This window comes from Bradyrhizobium huanghuaihaiense (genome assembly GCF_025200885.1).
In the GTDB taxonomy this organism is placed as follows: Bacteria; Pseudomonadota; Alphaproteobacteria; order Rhizobiales; family Xanthobacteraceae; genus Bradyrhizobium; species Bradyrhizobium huanghuaihaiense.
The window spans coordinates 5,874,612-5,891,224 of record NZ_CP104172.1 but is presented as its reverse complement, the minus strand read 5'-3'; the positions used below and the strand labels follow the sequence as shown (position 1 = coordinate 5,891,224).

11 protein-coding genes are annotated in these 16,613 nt (G+C 59.9%); 7 read left to right on the top strand and 4 right to left on the bottom strand.

Features of this window, described 5'->3' with window-relative positions; translation table 11 throughout:
• The first annotated feature begins 941 nt into the window (after nt 1–941).
• The 3 genes from N2603_RS28125 to N2603_RS28115 all read left to right on the top strand — a co-directional run bounded on the left by N2603_RS28125 (nt 942) and on the right by N2603_RS28115 (nt 7,228).
• Nucleotides 942–3,059 carry a hypothetical protein gene (locus N2603_RS28125; protein WP_260384679.1) on the top strand — a complete coding sequence of 706 codons (2,118 nt, stop codon included), beginning with the start codon at nt 942–944 and terminating at the stop codon, nt 3,057–3,059.
• Nucleotides 3,060–3,168: 109 nt separating this feature from the next.
• Nucleotides 3,169–5,817 (top strand): type I secretion system permease/ATPase, encoded by a 2,649-nt coding sequence (locus N2603_RS28120; RefSeq protein WP_260384678.1) that lies wholly within the window; start codon nt 3,169–3,171, stop codon nt 5,815–5,817.
• Nucleotides 5,804–7,228 carry an HlyD family type I secretion periplasmic adaptor subunit gene (locus N2603_RS28115; RefSeq protein WP_260424274.1) on the top strand — a complete coding sequence of 475 codons (1,425 nt, stop codon included), beginning with the start codon at nt 5,804–5,806 and terminating at the stop codon, nt 7,226–7,228. The genes N2603_RS28120 and N2603_RS28115 overlap by 14 nt, the downstream gene beginning before the upstream one ends.
• A 680-nt stretch (nt 7,229–7,908) precedes the next feature.
• Here N2603_RS28115 and N2603_RS28110 read toward each other — a convergent pair.
• Nucleotides 7,909–9,117, bottom strand: a complete 1,209-nt coding sequence (locus N2603_RS28110; RefSeq protein WP_260384677.1) for a hypothetical protein — start codon at nt 9,115–9,117, stop codon at nt 7,909–7,911.
• Between the two features lie 698 nt (nt 9,118–9,815).
• Between N2603_RS28110 and N2603_RS28105 the strand changes: the two genes are divergently transcribed.
• Genes N2603_RS28105 through N2603_RS28095 form a run of 3 tightly spaced genes read left to right on the top strand, consistent with a single transcriptional unit; the run spans nt 9,816 to nt 12,416 of the window.
• Nucleotides 9,816–10,430, top strand: coding sequence for a hypothetical protein (locus N2603_RS28105; RefSeq protein ID WP_244635882.1), 615 nt, complete (start codon nt 9,816–9,818; stop codon nt 10,428–10,430).
• Nucleotides 10,430–10,582 carry a DUF5989 family protein gene (locus N2603_RS28100; protein WP_018642991.1) on the top strand — a complete coding sequence of 51 codons (153 nt, stop codon included), beginning with the start codon at nt 10,430–10,432 and terminating at the stop codon, nt 10,580–10,582. The genes N2603_RS28105 and N2603_RS28100 overlap by 1 nt, the downstream gene beginning before the upstream one ends.
• Before the next feature lie 4 nt (nt 10,583–10,586).
• Complete coding sequence (locus N2603_RS28095; RefSeq protein ID WP_260384676.1) at nt 10,587–12,416, top strand: carbamoyltransferase family protein; 1,830 nt, start codon at nt 10,587–10,589, stop codon at nt 12,414–12,416.
• 274 nt (nt 12,417–12,690) lie between these two features.
• Here the strand turns inward: N2603_RS28095 and N2603_RS28090 are convergent, their stop codons facing one another.
• Nucleotides 12,691–12,918 carry a hypothetical protein gene (locus tag N2603_RS28090; RefSeq protein WP_260424449.1) on the bottom strand — a complete coding sequence of 76 codons (228 nt, stop codon included), beginning with the start codon at nt 12,916–12,918 and terminating at the stop codon, nt 12,691–12,693.
• Between the two features lie 40 nt (nt 12,919–12,958).
• Here N2603_RS28090 and N2603_RS44980 point away from each other — a divergent pair, with 40 nt between their 5' ends.
• Entirely contained in the window at nt 12,959–13,105 is a 147-nt protein-coding gene (locus tag N2603_RS44980; RefSeq protein WP_425248930.1) for a hypothetical protein, read from the top strand.
• Between the two features lie 467 nt (nt 13,106–13,572).
• On the opposite strand, the gene N2603_RS28080 is transcribed toward N2603_RS44980, so the two are convergent.
• Together N2603_RS28080 and N2603_RS28075 are read right to left on the bottom strand one after the other, a co-directional pair.
• Nucleotides 13,573–14,601: a Wzz/FepE/Etk N-terminal domain-containing protein gene (locus N2603_RS28080; RefSeq protein ID WP_260424273.1), complete on the bottom strand. Its 1,029-nt coding sequence runs from the start codon at nt 14,599–14,601 to the stop codon at nt 13,573–13,575.
• Nucleotides 14,602–15,477: 876 nt separating this feature from the next.
• Nucleotides 15,478–16,221 (bottom strand): LuxR C-terminal-related transcriptional regulator, encoded by a 744-nt coding sequence (locus N2603_RS28075; protein ID WP_244635881.1) that lies wholly within the window; start codon nt 16,219–16,221, stop codon nt 15,478–15,480.
• Between the last annotated feature and the right edge of the window lie 392 nt (nt 16,222–16,613).

Genomic DNA, 16,613 nt, shown 5'->3' with positions numbered 1-16,613 from the left:
CACATAAGTCAGGCATCAGCTTCGTCAACGCACTCGCCTCCATTCGATGTGGCCGCTCGTTTCGCCTAGCCTGAGATCGTGGCGATCGGCTCGCGCGATGGGACAGGCGAGATACGGCTGCTCTCCTAGCCCACCATGAAGTTGACGAGGTCACCTGACTGCATCCTGGTGGACCGATGCCGATGGGCCGGTCCGCCGCCGCGTGCCGCACGAGTTGGTAGGTCACCGGGTTCGCCTCTCTTCCGATTGCTGGGCGCAGGTCACCGGCAACGCGCTCAACTTCCAGATCGTACTTGAGGTCAGCCTTCGCAATAATCGTTACGGGTCACCCTGGAGCGGCAATCTGTTCGGTTGCAAGATGACTCCGCCATGCCGCCGATCGGTGGACTTGCAACGCCACTTGCTCCAAACAGATCGACAAACGACGCCACATTGCATGCTTGTAGGCGCAGCATTGCCACGTGCACTTCATGCGCAACGTGCTGGCGTATGCGGGCAAACGTGCTGGCGCATGCGGGCAAGAGCACACGGCGCGTCGTCTCCGCTTCCATCGCCACCGTTCGCCCAGGAAGCCTGCGACTGATGTGCTCGCCTACGCGAGGTTCCGCGCTGGCATCGGACCAAGCTGTACTCTCCGACGCGATACAAGCTGACAGAAAAATCGGGTGCGCGTGTCTTGAACCAACCAATTCAATACGTTGCGCGATATAGGCGCGTAGTTTTCCGGGCGCTACATACTTGAGTATGAATCACACTTTGAAAGTTTTTTCGCCATTTTTGCTCATTAACCAACCGACCCAGCAGTCGGGGGGCACCTTCAAAAATCCCACTGCTTTGGAGTCCGCTCGCGGTCCGAGACCGCGATGCGTTGGAATCCGCTCGCGGTCCGAGACTGTGATGCGTTGGAATCCGCTCGCGGCCTGAGGTTGCGAGCACGTGGTATGTCGCGCGCCTTCGTGATGCGCGGCAGTGGAATTCCCTTGTCAACGTCAAAGACTCACGCAGAACGAAAGGTACGCATGTCGTTCAACTTGTCATCGACTCCGTTTTCGTCGACCTCCGCTTGGAACCAGCAGGTCCCGACCGGAGCAACATATACGTCGCTCAACTGGCCCACCGCGACCGGATGGAACTACGACGTGGGCTGGGGCAACGTGCCAGTCTACGTCGCTTCGTCGTCGGACCCAGTCGTGCAGGTGTCTGTTCCCGCCAGCTGGGGATGGCCCGGCGGGACCGTCAGCGTCCATGCTCCGGCCGGGGGGACCGGCGGCATCGGCACGGACGGACCGGTCGTCATCATCGACGGCGACATCGCCTACAATTTCTGGCAATTCCACCGCACGAGCACCACGACCGCGACCGCCGTGGCGTATGGCGAGGCGAACGTGGTCACGGGCACCGGTTGGGGCGGCTCCGGGAAGGGCGCAGGCATCACTGCGGCCGGCTCGAGCGAGCTCGGCGGGCTCCTGGTCCAGGCACAGACGGACACGGGCACGATCAATCATGCCCTGCAGCTTGCCGTCGAGGGCTCGCTCCTGAAGTCTGGCTATGTTTCCCCCGCCATTGCCACCGACGGCTCCAGTTCCAGCGGCATAATGCAGGAAGGGCAGCTTCTGGCCATTGCGCCCGGGACGCCGATGCCATCCGGCCTTTCGACGCTCGGCCAGGAGGTGTTCCGCGCGCTCCAGCAATACGGCGCCTACGTCATCGACGACGGAGGCACCCAGACCGCCATTCGCACCCAGGCGAACGCCTATGATGCGGCGACGATGGACGCCCTCCGTCGGGACATGAATACGATGCTTCCGATGCTCAAGGCGGTGAGCGGGGGTACGCCGACAACCTCGCCCACCACCCCAACGACGCCGACCGCCCCCGTCAACGTTGCGCCGACGGTGACGCAGGCCTCCGCTTCACCGGGGACGGGAGTCGAGCATGTCGGCGATACCGTCACAATGACACTCGGCTTCAGCGAGGCCGTGACCGTCACCGGTACCCCGACGCTGTCGCTCAATGATGGCGCCAAGGCCACCTATGTCGGCGGCTCGGGGACGAACTCGCTCACGTTCAAGACGACCGTCGCGTCGACCGACACCACGACTTCGGCGCTCGCCATCACCGGGGTCAACCTTCCGAGTGGCGCGAGCATCAAGGATACGGGCGGCCTTGCGGCCAACCTCTCGGGTGCGGTGAAGACGTTCACCGGGCTCCAGGTCGATCCGACGTCAACCACTCCAACCACGCCGACCAGCCCAACGCCGCCGTCGACTCCCTCCGTGATTTCGCCTGTCCTCACCATTGCGGATGACTCGCTCTGGGTGGCGGGTCGCGGCGGTACGGTCGATCTCGGGACGAAGGTGACAACGACCGATTCCAACGACCGCGTGGCCTTGCACATCACGGGGTTGCCGAAATATGAATCGATCACTGACGCGCTCGACGGTCAAACGTTCCGCGGAAGAGACATCACGTTGACGGCCGCGCAGGTCAACAGCGGATTGACTCTGACCTCGACCTACAGGGGCGGGGGCCATCCGGTTGCGGAACTTACGCTGACGGCAAGCGCGACGGATCCGTCAACCGGTGCCGTTGCGACCGCTGCGCCAAAGACCATCACCGTGACGGACCCCCGACCTGCGAGGGACGCGACTACAACGACGTCGTCGCACGGCCATCACGCAGTGACGGATCAGCAGCCCGTTGCCACCGCGACAGCTGTGACCCCGACGGCCTCGCAGACGATCGAGCCCACGGATCATCAGTCGGCGGCGGCTGCAAGCACGGGGTTCCTGGCAAGCCGGGCCTTTGCGCTGCTCCAGCAGCATTTTGATCCGGCCGGCAGCAGCCTGGCAACGACCGCAGCCCATCCGGTCATGGCGGCAGATCATCCGTCTGCCACCGGGAGCACGATGGCGTCGCTGGCAAGCCAGAGCTTTGCGCTGCTGAACCAGTATCTGGCCGCTCACACCGGCCGGGTGGATCCCGGTCAGATCGTGGCGGCTGTGTCGCAAGCGACCGGTTGGGGGCACGACGCGTTGCTGGCCAGACCGCAACACTAAGGCCAAGCCGCACCCAGGCTCCGCGCCTGGGTGCGGCACCCGCAATGTTTTGGAATGCATGAGAAGGAACATCATACGCGGCCGGTAGCCGCGAAGGGTTGAGTATTAAATGGCGATCCAGAATGGAAATGCCCATGCCGGAGACCTCGGGCTTCGAACCCTGTCTCTGTTTCTGCGCCTTCATGGCGTAAACGCCGAGCCCGACCAGCTCCGCGACAGTTGCGGAGACAGCGCAATCGGCATCCGTGCGATGCTTCGCTGCGCCCGCGATTTCGGACTGAAGGTCGCTTCGCGCACGACACATTGGAAACAGCTCGCAGGCATCAGCCTCCCCGGAATCGCAGGGCTGCGTGATGGCGGCTTCCTGCTGCTCGGGAAGGTCGAGGAAGACGCCGCGCTCGTTCTGCATCCGACCGCGACACAGCCGAAGTTGATGCCGCGCGCCGAATTCGAGGAGATCTGGGACGGCCGACTGATCCTGAGCGGATCTCAAAGCCTCGCCGACCGGGCGCATCAGGCGTTTGCCGGTGTGATCGCGCACGCGCGCGACGTGGCTGTCCGCGCCGGAGACGCACTGATGCGGGCATATCCCTTCGTTCGTCGCGATACGCGCGTTCAGAAGCCCGGTCCTGAGCCTGTGGACGGCGATGAGTCGGGACTTATCGCAACGGCGATATTGCTGCGTTGCCATGGCGTTGCCGCCGACCCGGAGCAAATTCGCCATCGCATGGGTACCTCGCGCGTCGGTGTGACCGAAATCCTGCGTTGCACCAGGGAATTCGGCCTCAAGGCCCGTGCGCAACGGTCGAACTGGAACAGGCTTGCCGTCACGCCGTTGCCGGCGATCGCCGCGCTGCGCGATGGCAGCTTCCTGATCCTGGGCAAGGTCGTCGACGACACGCTCCTCGTTCAGCGTCCATTATCCTCCCGACCTGAATCGATGACCCAGGCCGAGCTCGAGGCGATCTGGGACGGTGACATCATCCTGATGACCCGACGGGCGGCCCTGACGGATCTCTCCAGACGATTCGATATCGGCTGGTTCCTCGGCGCGGTTCACAAGTATCGCGGTCTTCTCGGCGAAGTGCTGATCGCCTCGTTCTTCCTTCAGGTCTTTGCGCTCGTTGCCCCGCTGTTCTTCCAGGTCGTCATCGACAAGGTTCTGGTGCATCGAAGCATCAGCACGCTCGATGTGCTGGTTGCAGGCCTCGTCGCGTTGACCTTGTTCGAGACCGTCCTCGGCACGTTGCGCGTCTATCTGTTCGCGCACACGACGAACCGTATCGACGTCGAGCTCGGCGCGCGGCTGTTCCGTCATCTGATGGCGCTGCCGATCGCCTATTTTCAAACGCGCCGCGTTGGCGACTCGGTTGCCCGCGTTCGTGAGCTCGAGAACATCCGTCAGTTCCTGACGAGCTCGGCGCTCACGCTTGTCGTCGATCTCCTGTTCACCGTCGTCTTCCTTGCGGTGATGTTCTACTACTCGACACCGCTGACGCTGATTGTTCTGGCTTCATTCCCGTTCTACATCGGGATCTCCGCCGGTGCCGCGCCGCTGTTTCGCCGGCGCCTCGATGAGAAGTTCAATCGTGGATCGGAGAACCAGGCCTTCCTGGTCGAGAGCGTCACGGGCGTTGAGACACTGAAGGCGATGGCGGTCGAGCCGCAGATGCAGCGCCGCTGGGAGGAGCAACTTGCCGGCTATGTCGGCGCGAGCTTCCGCGTGCTCAGCCTGAACAACACGGCAAGCCAAGCCGTCCAGATGATCAACAAGCTGGTCACGGCCGCAACGCTCTACTTCGGCGCCAGGCTCGTCATCGGCGGCGATCTGAGCGTCGGCGAGCTGGTCGCGTTCAACATGCTGGCGGGGCGGGTGAGCATGCCGGTGCTTCGGCTCGCGCAGATATGGCAGGAGTTCCATCAGGCCCGTCTGTCGGTCGATCGTCTCGGCGACATTCTCAACACCATTCCCGAGCCAAGCTTCAGTTCGGCTCGCGCCGCGCTGCCGCCGATCCGCGGCAAGGTTGTGTTCGAGCACGCGACCTTCCGCTACCGCGCCGACGGCCCCGAGGTGCTGCACGATGTGTCCTTCGGCGTCGAGCCCGGCCAGGTCATCGGTATTGTCGGCTCTTCGGGCTCGGGCAAGAGCACCATCGGCAAGCTGATCCAGCGCTTCTACGTGCCGGAGAGCGGACGCGTGCTGGTCGATGGCGTTGATCTCGCAACCGCCGACCTGACCTGGCTTCGGCGCCAGATCGGCGTGGTGTTGCAGGAGAACGTGCTCTTCAATCGCTCGATTCGCGAGAACATCGCGCTCGCCGACCCGTCCATGCCCATGGAGCGCGTCATCGAGGCGGCCTCACTCGCCGGCGCTCACGACTTCATCCTGGAGCTGCCGGAGGGCTACGACACCGTCGTGGGCGAACGCGGCAGCACTTTATCCGGCGGGCAGCGCCAGCGTGTTGCGATCGCTCGCGCACTCATTACCAACCCGCGCATTCTTATCTTCGACGAGGCGACCAGTGCGCTTGATTATGAAAGCGAGAGGGCCATCCAGCAGAACATGAAACGGATTGCCGCGGGCCGGACTGTGTTCGTCATCGCTCATCGGCTCTCGACCGTGCGCAATGCGAACCGGATCATCACACTCGAGCACGGCCGAATTGTCGAGGACGGCAGTCATGATGAGCTGGTCCGCTCGAACGGACGCTACGCAAATCTCCACTACTTGCAGGCCGGTATCCATGATGTCCGCTAGCCGAAATATTGTCCCCTTTCCGCGAGCCGAGGTTCGACGGCGGGAGCCTGAGATCGCATTTCTGCCTGCGGCGCTTGAGATCACCGAATCGCCGCCGTCTCCGATCGGTCGCGCGATCGGGGTGAGCATCATCGCGGTTTTTTGCATCGCGCTGTTGTGGGCGTCGTTGGGCAGCGTCGATATCGTCGCCACCGCGACAGGCAAGATCGTGCCTGGTGGCCGTACCAAGCTGATCCAGCCGTTCGAGACGGGCGTCGTCCGCGCAATCCACGTACGCGACGGACAGAGCGTCAAGGCCGGCGACGTTCTGATCGAGCTTGATCCAACCATGACGGAGGCCGATCAGGAGCGCCAGAGAAGCGATCTGGTTGCGTCGGAACTCGACGTCGCGCGGTTGCGCGCAGCGCTCACCGGTGATCCGCTCGCCGCTTTTCGACCACCGCAGGGCGCTAGTGCCGCGGAGATCGAGATGCATCGCCAGTTTCTGATCAGCCAGCGCGCCGAACAGAGCGCCAAGCTCGCAGAGATCGAGCGCCAGCAAGGTCAGAAGGAAGCGGAGCGGGCGACCACATCGGCGAGCGTGGCGAAGCTCCAGGCGACGATACCGGTGCTGCAGGAGCGGGTCGACATTCGCAAAGGTCTCGTCGACAAGGCCCTGGCCTCGAAGGTTGTCTATCTCTCCGAGTACCAAGAACTGGTCGGCCTTCAACAGGATCTGGTGCTGCAGCAGAGTCGGCTCCGCGAAGCCGACGCTGCGATCGCCTTGCTGAAGGAAACGAAAGAGAGGACTGCCGCGGAGTATCGTCGTACCACCTATGACGCACTTGCGAAAGCCGAGCAGAAGGCGGCAAGCGCTGCGCAGGAAGTGGTCAAGGCGGACCGCCGCACCAAGCTGCAGCATCTGACCGCGCCGGTCGACGGCACGGTGCAACAGCTTGCCGTTCACACGGTGGGAGGCGTGGTGACGCCGGCGCAGGCCCTGGCCATCGTGGTTCCGACCGAGAGCCAGCTTGAGATCGAGGCCATGCTCTCCAACCGCGATATCGGATTCGTTCATCCCGGGCAAAAGGCGGAGATCAAGATCGATACGTTCAACTTCACGCGTTACGGGCTTCTCTCTGGAGATGTGCTGAGCGTGTCGACAGATGCCATCACGCGCGACAGGCAGGGTGGATCGAACGACCGTGCGTCGGGCACGGCGCAAGGCAGTAGCGAGCCAAAAGGCCAGGAGCTGGAATATGCGGCGCGCGTTTCACTCGATCGCACGCACATGCAGGTGGAGGACAAGCTCGTCAAGCTCGGCCCTGGCATGGCGGTGACGGTCGAGATCAAGACCGGCGCGCGCAGAATCATCAGCTATCTTCTCTCGCCGCTGGCAAGATACAAGCAGGAGGCGCTGCGGGAGCGATAGACGAAGTGGAGCATCATCGAGGAGCATTGCGCGCAACCGGCCGATGTCGATCCGGCTGCACTACTTCCCTTCCAAAGGGGAGATACTTCATCCACCTTCTGATCGCTTGGCGCGTTCTCGATGTCGACCAGCTAGTTCGTCGAGTAGGCGAAAAAGGCTTGGCCGCCGTGCGCCTCCATCCAGCGCGCCGCCGGGTCGAGGGACAGGGCTCTTGGTGCGCTGGAAGACTGCTTCGATGACGTCGATCTCCCGTTCAATCGAAACGTCGTCCGGCGAGTCCGGGCACGAAAAGAATTGTCGGCCCCGATCTTTGCTCGCGGTAGTCGATCCGTTCAGCAGGATATTCGATCATGACTGCTCGGCACGTGGACGTGATACCTATCCAGAAAATATTCCTCTGCTACCGGCCCTTCTCGGGACTCTGGTCAGGTCCGCTATTGCACCGCTATTAGAGGTACAGCTGGCTGACCTCATACGCTTCCGGGGCTTGAGCCCCAGAACGGTCTTGGAAGAAGAATTCCTTCTATGGCGCTCAGGCGTCTTGCCGTTTTCACATAGCGCTACGCCCGGGTTTAGGTTTTCGTAACACAGGTCCCTCTTCGAATGAGATTGACATCGCAACCGGTCTTACTGGGCGAACCAACGATGATCGATTGCGAAGACGCTCGCCCGCCGCGGCGCTATTTAGGGCGCGGCTCGCGAGCAGCTTGGCCGGGGACACGACCCTCGGCAGAAGCCTGGTCGTTACCGCGCTCACCCTCGCACGAATTGTCCAGAGAGCATTGAAGCCGACCAATGAGTTTCGAGGAAAGCATCGCTTTCGCGACCATGGCATGCGCCGTCGGATTCCAATGAGCATCTCTTGGATACTCAAACCGACCACCGTGAAGCTGAAAATCGGCAAAGAACAGGGGATCCATGTCAATCACTTCGTAGCCCAACGTTTCCGCCGTCTTTCGAAACAAAGTTCTCATAATATCGTAGTAGCTTCCTTTGCCAGCGTTCGCCGCATCCGGATATCGGAACCCGTCCATCGTAAACACAATGCGATCTGGTTGGAGGCCAGTATATTTCGGCAGATCTCGAAAGAACGCGTTGATCGCTGCGATAGACGCCTCTATTCGCGCAGGATCCGGACTGGCACTCGTATTACCCGCATAAACTTTTGGGTCACGATAGTGCTCTCCAAAAACAAAGCTTCCCCATTTCGCATTCAATAGCGCCTCCTTAACATTCAAATTAAGGAAGAGGTACCGTGCAAGAGCGCTCATCTTTAGAAAAGAACGCATTGCGCCTGGGTGATGCTCGAGCAATTTCAAGCGGAGTTCCCCGCTTGTTTCTGGAACATAAATCCAGAAACCGGGGACGTGTTGACTATAGCTCAAGTGGCTTTCGTCAAAGTCGTTCCCAACAACGTTTATGATCAGCGCCTTCGCTTTGTATTCTCGAGCTGCATACGCGGCCCAGACAACATATTGACTCAGGGGCGCACCTGATGCGGCAAAGCTGTAAACTCGAAATGTTTCCTTGAGGGATTCAGATAGATGGGCTTGCGCGGTACTATCGGGCGGGACAGATAGGGCTTCGATGTATGAGTCCCCGATGACACCGATCAGCGGCAGCGGGTCCTCTTTTCGATAGTCGAGCTTGTTCACCCATCCATCGTTATTGGTATGGCTATAATTAACCATGGCGAGGTCCCAGTCCTTTGAGAACACAAAGGAACGGTTAGGCGTGAAGCGAAACACTGGATCGATTTGCGTGACTGGAACGATAGGTGGCGAAGTCCTCACAGGAAGGAAGCGAAGAACACATTCTACTACCGCCAAAAAACCAATAACAGCAATTGCAACTGTTATGCCGCCTAGGAGACTCTCCTTGGTTTTCATGTCCCCTCCTTCTATGTCCGACCGACTGTTGACGAGTCCCCGTTCCGAACGTGGGCATGGCCCGTTATCGATGACCGCGCGACGACGGGCACCTAGTCGCCCTCTCAAGGTCCTTTCAGCTCTGATGACGATCTCTGAGGCTCCCCAATTTCCTCGCACACTCCCGCGCGGAATCTTATAGACATATACGGGGGCGAGCGGCTCAATCCGGAATAGCCCAAACTCGAACACGCGGTTGGAAGCAGCCAGGATCGTGTGAAATCGCGATGCAACGATGAGCGACCTATCGGCAATTTATACCGTATCCTGAGGGCGAGCGACCATACCCAGGGTGAGGTACGCCCAGCGACTTCGGTTGGCATTTTGCGATGAACATCGCTGCCTGCAACGCCACTATCGGTTGATCCGCACGGGCGAATAACCGGCTGCGAAAATCCACACCGGCTTTCAAACTAGAGTTCCCTCAGGATTCGGGTTGCACTCTTCTTCCAATGCGCCGGACCGGCGCGGGAGACGACTCAAGCTAGCCGTGCCCGAGGTTCAAACGTTCGGCGGAACGAACCGGACGACTGTTATCGCGAAAACCACATGCCGAAGCGGCTAACCTCAGGGGGGTACCTCGTTAGTCCCCTTGCAGCCGCCTCTGGGCTTACGAAATACTCCAGCTTGTTGCCAGGACGAGAACGGGCGAGGTTTTCGTGAGTGAATGGCGCATTGACTCTATTCTCGAGGAAGCTGGCCGTCGGATTTACGAGTCTCAGCAATCAAGGCTTTCGGATCAATCGACCTCCGCCGCAAAGCGGGTATGGCGAAGCAAGGACGTGCCGGCGAAGTTTTGGGACAGTTATCTCGAGGACGCACGGGCAGCGCTTTCTTTTGATAGTCGAATGAAGCAGTCAACCCACGAGAGCTTTGTCCGGGACGAAGCGGCGCCCCCCGGATCGGACCGGACGTTCGGCCTTGTGATGGCAGCGGCTTTGGCCGTCTTAAGCCTCTTCAACGGCTGGCATCATGGCCGGCTGTGGCCCGGGATGCTGCTGGCCGCCGTGCTGTTTGCGGCGGCGGGCTGGCTCAAGCCCTCCTGGCTTCATCCGCTCAACATTCTGTGGATGATGCTCGGTCTCGTCCTGCACAAGATCGTCAACCCGATCGTGATGGGACTGTTGTTGTTCGGCGCGATCCTGCCCACGGGCCTGATCGTGCGCATGCGGGGCAAGGACCTGTTGCGGCTGAAGCGGGAACCGGCTTCCGACACCTACTGGATCGCGCGCGCGCCGGGGCCTCAGCCTGAAACCATGAGAGATCAGTTCTGATGATAGATTTTCTTGCCGAACTGTGGCGCTTCATGCGCGTGCGAAAGAAATTCTGGCTGCTGCCGATCTTTGTGATGATGGTGGTGTTCGGCGGCCTTGTCGTGCTGACCCAGGGCACGGTGTTCGCGCCGTTCATCTACACGGTTTTCTAAGGCTATGCGCATCCTCGGCATCTCCGCATTCTATCACGACAGCGCCGCCGCGCTGGTCGAGGACGGCCGCATCGTCGCGGCCACGCAGGAGGAACGCTTTACGCGCAAGAAGCACGATGCCTCGTTTCCGCACAACGCGGTCGGCTATTGCCTGGATGCCGCAGGCGCAAAGCTCTCCGAGATCGAGCACGTCGCCTTTTACGACAAGCCGTTCCTGAAATTCGAACGGCTGCTCGAGACCTACATCGCGATGGCGCCAAAGGGGTTTTCTTCCTTCAAGATGGCGATCCCGCTCTGGCTCAAGGAAAAGCTGTTTCAAAAGAGCCTGCTACGCAAGCAACTGAAGCCATTTGACGAAGAGATTTCGTCCGACAAGTTGCTTTTCACCGAGCATCATCTGAGCCACGCGGCGTCTGCCTTTTTTCCATCGCCCTTCGAGAAGGCGGTGGTGCTGACCATGGACGGCGTCGGCGAATGGGCGACGACGTCGGCTGCGATTGGCGAGGGCAACAAGCTCGAGATCTTTCAGGAGATTCACTTTCCCCACTCGCTGGGACTGCTCTATTCCGCGCTAACGTATTACACCGGCTTTAAGGTCAATTCCGGCGAGTACAAGGTGATGGGGCTCGCCCCCTATGGCGAGCCGAAATACGCCAAGCTGATTCTGGACCATCTTATTGACCTCAAGCCGGATGGCTCGTTCCGGCTCGACATGTCTTATTTTGACTATTGCACCGGGCTCACCATGACCAATGAGCGGTTCGCAAAGCTGTTCGGCGCGCCGGTGCGCACGCCCGACAAATTGCTGACTTCGTTTCACATGGACGTCGCGGCTTCTATCCAGGCCGTGCTTGATGAGGCGGTGCTGCGCCTGACGCGGAGTCTTGCGAAGAAGACCGGTGCGCGCAATTTGTGTCTTGCCGGCGGCGTGGCGCTGAACTGCGTCGCCAATGGCAAGGTGCTGCGCGACGGCAAGTTCGACAAAATCTGGATCCAGCCGGCGGCGGGTGACGCCGGAGGGGCGGTTGGGGCGGCGCTGGCCGCTTATCACCAGTTCAAGGGCAACCCACGCATTCCTGCGTCGTCCGACGGTATGTCGGGCGCGTTCCTCGGGCCTCACTACTCACAAGGCGAAATCGAACGCAGGCTGAAGGAGGTGGGCGCGCGCTTCGACGTGCTGTCCGAAGATACTGTCATCAAGACCACCGCAAAGGCGCTTGCCGACCAACTCGCGGTCGGCTGGTTCCAGGGCCGCATGGAATTCGGCCCGCGCTCGCTTGGCGCGCGCTCGATCCTTGGCGATCCCCGCTCACCGACCATGCAGAAGAACCTCAACCTGAAAGTCAAGTATCGCGAGAGCTTTCGGCCCTTCGCGCCCGCGGTGTTACGGGAGGACGTCGCGGACTGGTTCGAGCTCGACTCCGATAGTCCCTATATGCTGATCGTCGCCGACGTCCTGAAGGACAAGCGGCGCGCGATGAGCGCGGACGAGCGGGCGCTGTTCGGCATCGACAAGCTCAACGTGTCGCGCTCGGAAATTCCGGCCGTGACCCATATCGACTATTCCGCGCGTATCCAGACGGTGAGCCGCGACACCAATCCCAAATTTCATCGGCTACTCACCGAATTCAAGCGGCTCACAGGATGCCCGGTGCTAGTCAACACCTCTTTTAACGTACGCGGTGAGCCGATCGTCTGCACGCCGGAAGACGCTTTCCGATGCTTCATGGGAAGTGAACTCGACCTGCTCGTGGTCGGCAATTGCGTGCTCAAAAAGTCAGAGCAAGATACTGCGCTCAGGCAGGACTATAGCTCTGCATTTGAATTGGATTAGGGGGCTTGCGGGTAATTCCCGATGCGCGGTCCACCGCCGAAGCAAAAGCGCCCGCGGGCGCGAACCGTGTCTCGCAATAGGCAACAAGTCCTCTACGGGCTTCGACCAGCGGGCCAGCGGCGCGGGTTTATGATGGGGGTGGAAGCCCCGCCCGACGGCATCGATGTGCTAGATGCCAAAGTGGAGGTGTTGAGCCCACTTAAGGAAGGCGTCCGTGTCAAAAGTTCTCGCAATCGGTCTGGATATCGCTGAGCTGGAATATGCGGCGCGCGTCTCAGTCGACATGATCGAGCTCGATCCGACCACGACAGGGGCATGTCAAGGCAGACCTGATCGCCGCTCGGCTCGACGTCGCGAGGTTGCAGGCAATGCTCTTCGACGGCGGCGATCCGCTCGCGAACTTCCCGGCGTCGCCCACGACGAGATCAAGGCCGAGCGGCGAACGAAGCTCCTGGGTCTCGTGGCCCCCGTCGACGTCGTCGTCCAGCAGCTTGCGGTGCATACGGTGGGGGACGTTCGTCACGCCGGCCTAGGTGCTCGCCGTGGTTGTCCCACAGGATCGCGTCGTCGATCTCGGCCCGGGCATGGCGGTCACGGTGGTGGTCGTCAAGACCGGATCCCGCCGTATCATCGGCTATCTACTCTCGCCCTTCGCCAGGTACGAGCATGACGTCCTGCGCGAACGGTAGGAAGCGCGCTTGTTGGCTCTGCGACCGAACTTGCCGTGCGCAGCGATGAAGATATCGCGACGTCGTCGACCTCGAACTTCGGAGGCGGCAACCAACCGGCCGAATGAGATCGGCCGCGTAGATGCTCCGGGCTAGGCGCCGGTATGTCATCCTCGGCAAATCTTAGCCGGGCGTCGTCAGTCGCATGCGCGACGTCATATTGAAAGCTGGATGATCCAGCCGCCAATCGGATAGTTATCATCCTTCAATGGATCGGGAATGTAAAACCTATCGAGAGAATTCGCACCTGGCACCCCGAGCCAAGTGGGACAGTCGCACGCGCCGCTGGACTCCGGCAAAAACGATAAAGGTGTCGCGAGTGAGCGGCCAAGCTGAGAGCCCCTTGGAATGCAGGCGATCCACGCGACCGAATAGGTTGAACCTGTCACCGGGGTCGGGCGTCTCCATGGGGAGCCGCGAGACCGCGCTCACCCCGAACCCGTAAGGCGCGCTGGCCTTGTCTTTGCCGATATTTCAGATTGATGATCGGATCGAAGCACGTCCGGAATAGGTCGATCGATCCAGTCGTCTTGTGCGCTTAGACGAGGTTCCCGCCCGATGGCGAGAATTTCGGACAGTTCGCGCAGTATTCCGATAGCGATGCCAAGAAGCGCTCCCGCAACAATCGCTGCTCCAAGCACGACTTTGGCTTTTGGCGAACTGGCCCTCAAAGGAGGCGACGCCCCACTGATGAGACTCGCCTCAAACACCGGCAAGGATTGTTGTCGCGTGGCTTCCATCTTACGCAGCACGTGGCGAAAGTTATCATAGGCGCTTTTGGATGATTCAGCAGCGACTGCCAGTCTATCGTTAGTAGCAGCGGAATCCGCTGTATCTTTCCCGTTTCTACTGAAATCCTCCAATGCTTTTTGGGCAGCTAATGCTTGAGCGCTCAATTCGTTCATTCGATCCTTGATCCACGAATCATCTCGTAAGCCGGCATAGTCCATTTGACGGGTAATATATTTTTCTGCGACGGCGTTTAGGATCTGCGCCGCTCGATCGGGATCTCTGGAGTCGAAGGTAATCTCGACAAGATACGTAGCGCCGAGGCGCTTGGCCGAAAGCTTGCGTTGGAACGATTCCACGATATACCGCGCCGCATTAGCTTTCGTTTCCAGTTTACTCCAGCCGAGCAGACGGGATATCGATCTGGTCATGCTGTGCAGGGGGCTGGCTTGGCTGGCCTCAAATTCCGGATCTTGAGCAAGGCCGAGCTTTTCGATCACGGCGTTAGCGATGCTCTCAGACGTTATGATCTTGATCTGGCTTTCCACGATCGTTGACACCGAGGTAGGGTCGACCGCTCTCGAGTCCACCACGAGTTCCGCCTTCGCCGTATACGTGGGGGCCGCGGTAATGAGGTAAATTATGGCAATGACAAGCGTTGCCAAGGTTGCCAGCGATATGATCGAGAGATGTCGTCGTATGAAGGCTAGCACTTCTACCGGGGACATGGTGGGTGCCGGACGAAAGTCAGGCGGCATATTGTCCCGATTTACCCAATTATCCGTTCTATTGGTCTGCACCATTTTCGCACCAGCGCTGATAGTTGAGGCTTCGCGACGATGACCAAGCTAAATATGCCGATAAGGCGATCGTCGGTTGGCGGAAGATGCAGCAGATGAAGTCGCACGAGGCAACTAGCCGGCCCCTACCGACGCTTGGTGGGGCCGCCCTGCCGCCGTCGACTAAATGTGCCGGAAATTGTGTAGAGGCCGGCAAATCGGTGAAGAACGCATAACCCATGGCACTCTACGACCCAGTCGCTCATCTGCGCTTGAATCAGTACATTCCACCTCACTGGTTGGGAAAGGCAATAAATAGGTAACTAGGATGGTCCATTGAGCCGCGGCGCTACCGGTTTAAAGCCGCCAGCGCGCCCATGAGCCTAGCGGGACTGTCGCTCTGATCCGTCACTTGGACGAGGGTGAAGTGCTCAGAAGGCGAGTGCATTTTGGTCTGGGCACGCTGCCCTGCGGCACTCCACCGGAGTTTCGTGGGAGGACAAGCTCGTCAAACTCGGTCCCCGCATGGCGGTGACGGTCGAGATCAATACCGGCGCGCCCAGGATCATCAGCTACCTTCTCTGGCCCTTAGCGAAATATAAGCAGGAGGCGCTGCGGGAGCGTTAAGTAGGCGGCCAGTTCTCGCAACGCCGATGCTCGACGTCCCGACAAGGGGGACGTCGACACTGTCCGCATGCTGTCGCGCGAAGGCGGCAGGAAAGGTATCCTGCCGGGATGCCTGTCGTGAAATCGACGAACAATGTCGCGGCTTGCACCCGTAATGGGAGCATTCCGATGGTGGGAGTCGTCTCCGGCCCCCTAGGACTACTTGTACAACCGCACGGCCGCGCCGGACCCTCGATCGATGCCCTTGCGGATCCGGCCGTCGATAGGCGTCGTCGCTGCGTGATCAGACTGGGGGACCAAGGGAGGCGTCTGATTGAGATGATCCGTCTCGGAGATCATCTTGAGTGGCGTCACGACGCCTGCACCTGCATCGATGGCTGCCGGCGCGTGGTTGTTTGACGCTCGCACCTGCGATCCGTGGTTCATTCCCCAGATTGCGGCCTGAGTCCGGTTCTGAACTCGTATCTTTCGCAGGATCGCCTTGACGTGGACCTTCACAGTGGCCTCGGCGATATCGATCTTGCGAGCAATGCCTTTGTTGGAATCGCCTTCAATGAGGCAAGACAGAATTGCCCTTTCGCGCGGAGAGAGCTGCGGCGAGATCGCGTCCTCTGGAGCAACGAGAATCGCGTGCTCGTTCTGGTCGCATTGCGTGGATTCGCCTTCGCGTTCACGATTCCCGTCAAGAGCGAACCACAGGAACGCAGGCGGGAAGACGGTCTCGCCCATCGTCACGAGTTCGACCGACTTGATGAAGGCGTCGCACGAATTGACGTTGACGAAGTAGCCATTGGCGCCTGCGCGAAATGCGGAGGCAAGCTCGACCGGCCGATAATTGTCCGACACGATTGCAATGGGCGCGTCGGGATAGCGATCTTTCAAATGTCCGATCTGCGCTATCTCGAGGCCAAAATCATCACCGCTGTGGATGATGAGAAACATCAGTTGCTCAGCTTGAAGGGAGCTTGGCAACTCCTCAGAGCTCGAAGCAGACAGGGCAATGCGAAAATTTGCCTTGTGCAATATTCTGGCAATACCTTCACGGATTAAAACGCTCTTTCCGAGAAGCACCATTCCGTAAATTTGACGCCTCCTCATTTTTACCCTCCGTCCAACGCACTGACACAACAAAAAATTAATTCAACGTAATCTCGCGACGGGCGAACAGGCCTTGTTAGTGGTCATCTCCGCCCTGCTTGCACACTTTTGAACTAGTGAATTTGCAGTACTCCGAACGCAGCATCGTCCGGAAAGCTATATCCCTCCATGTTGTTGAAGCCTTTAAGAATGTTAGATGCGAATTTGCGATAGCCCTATATATCCTTCGTTATAGG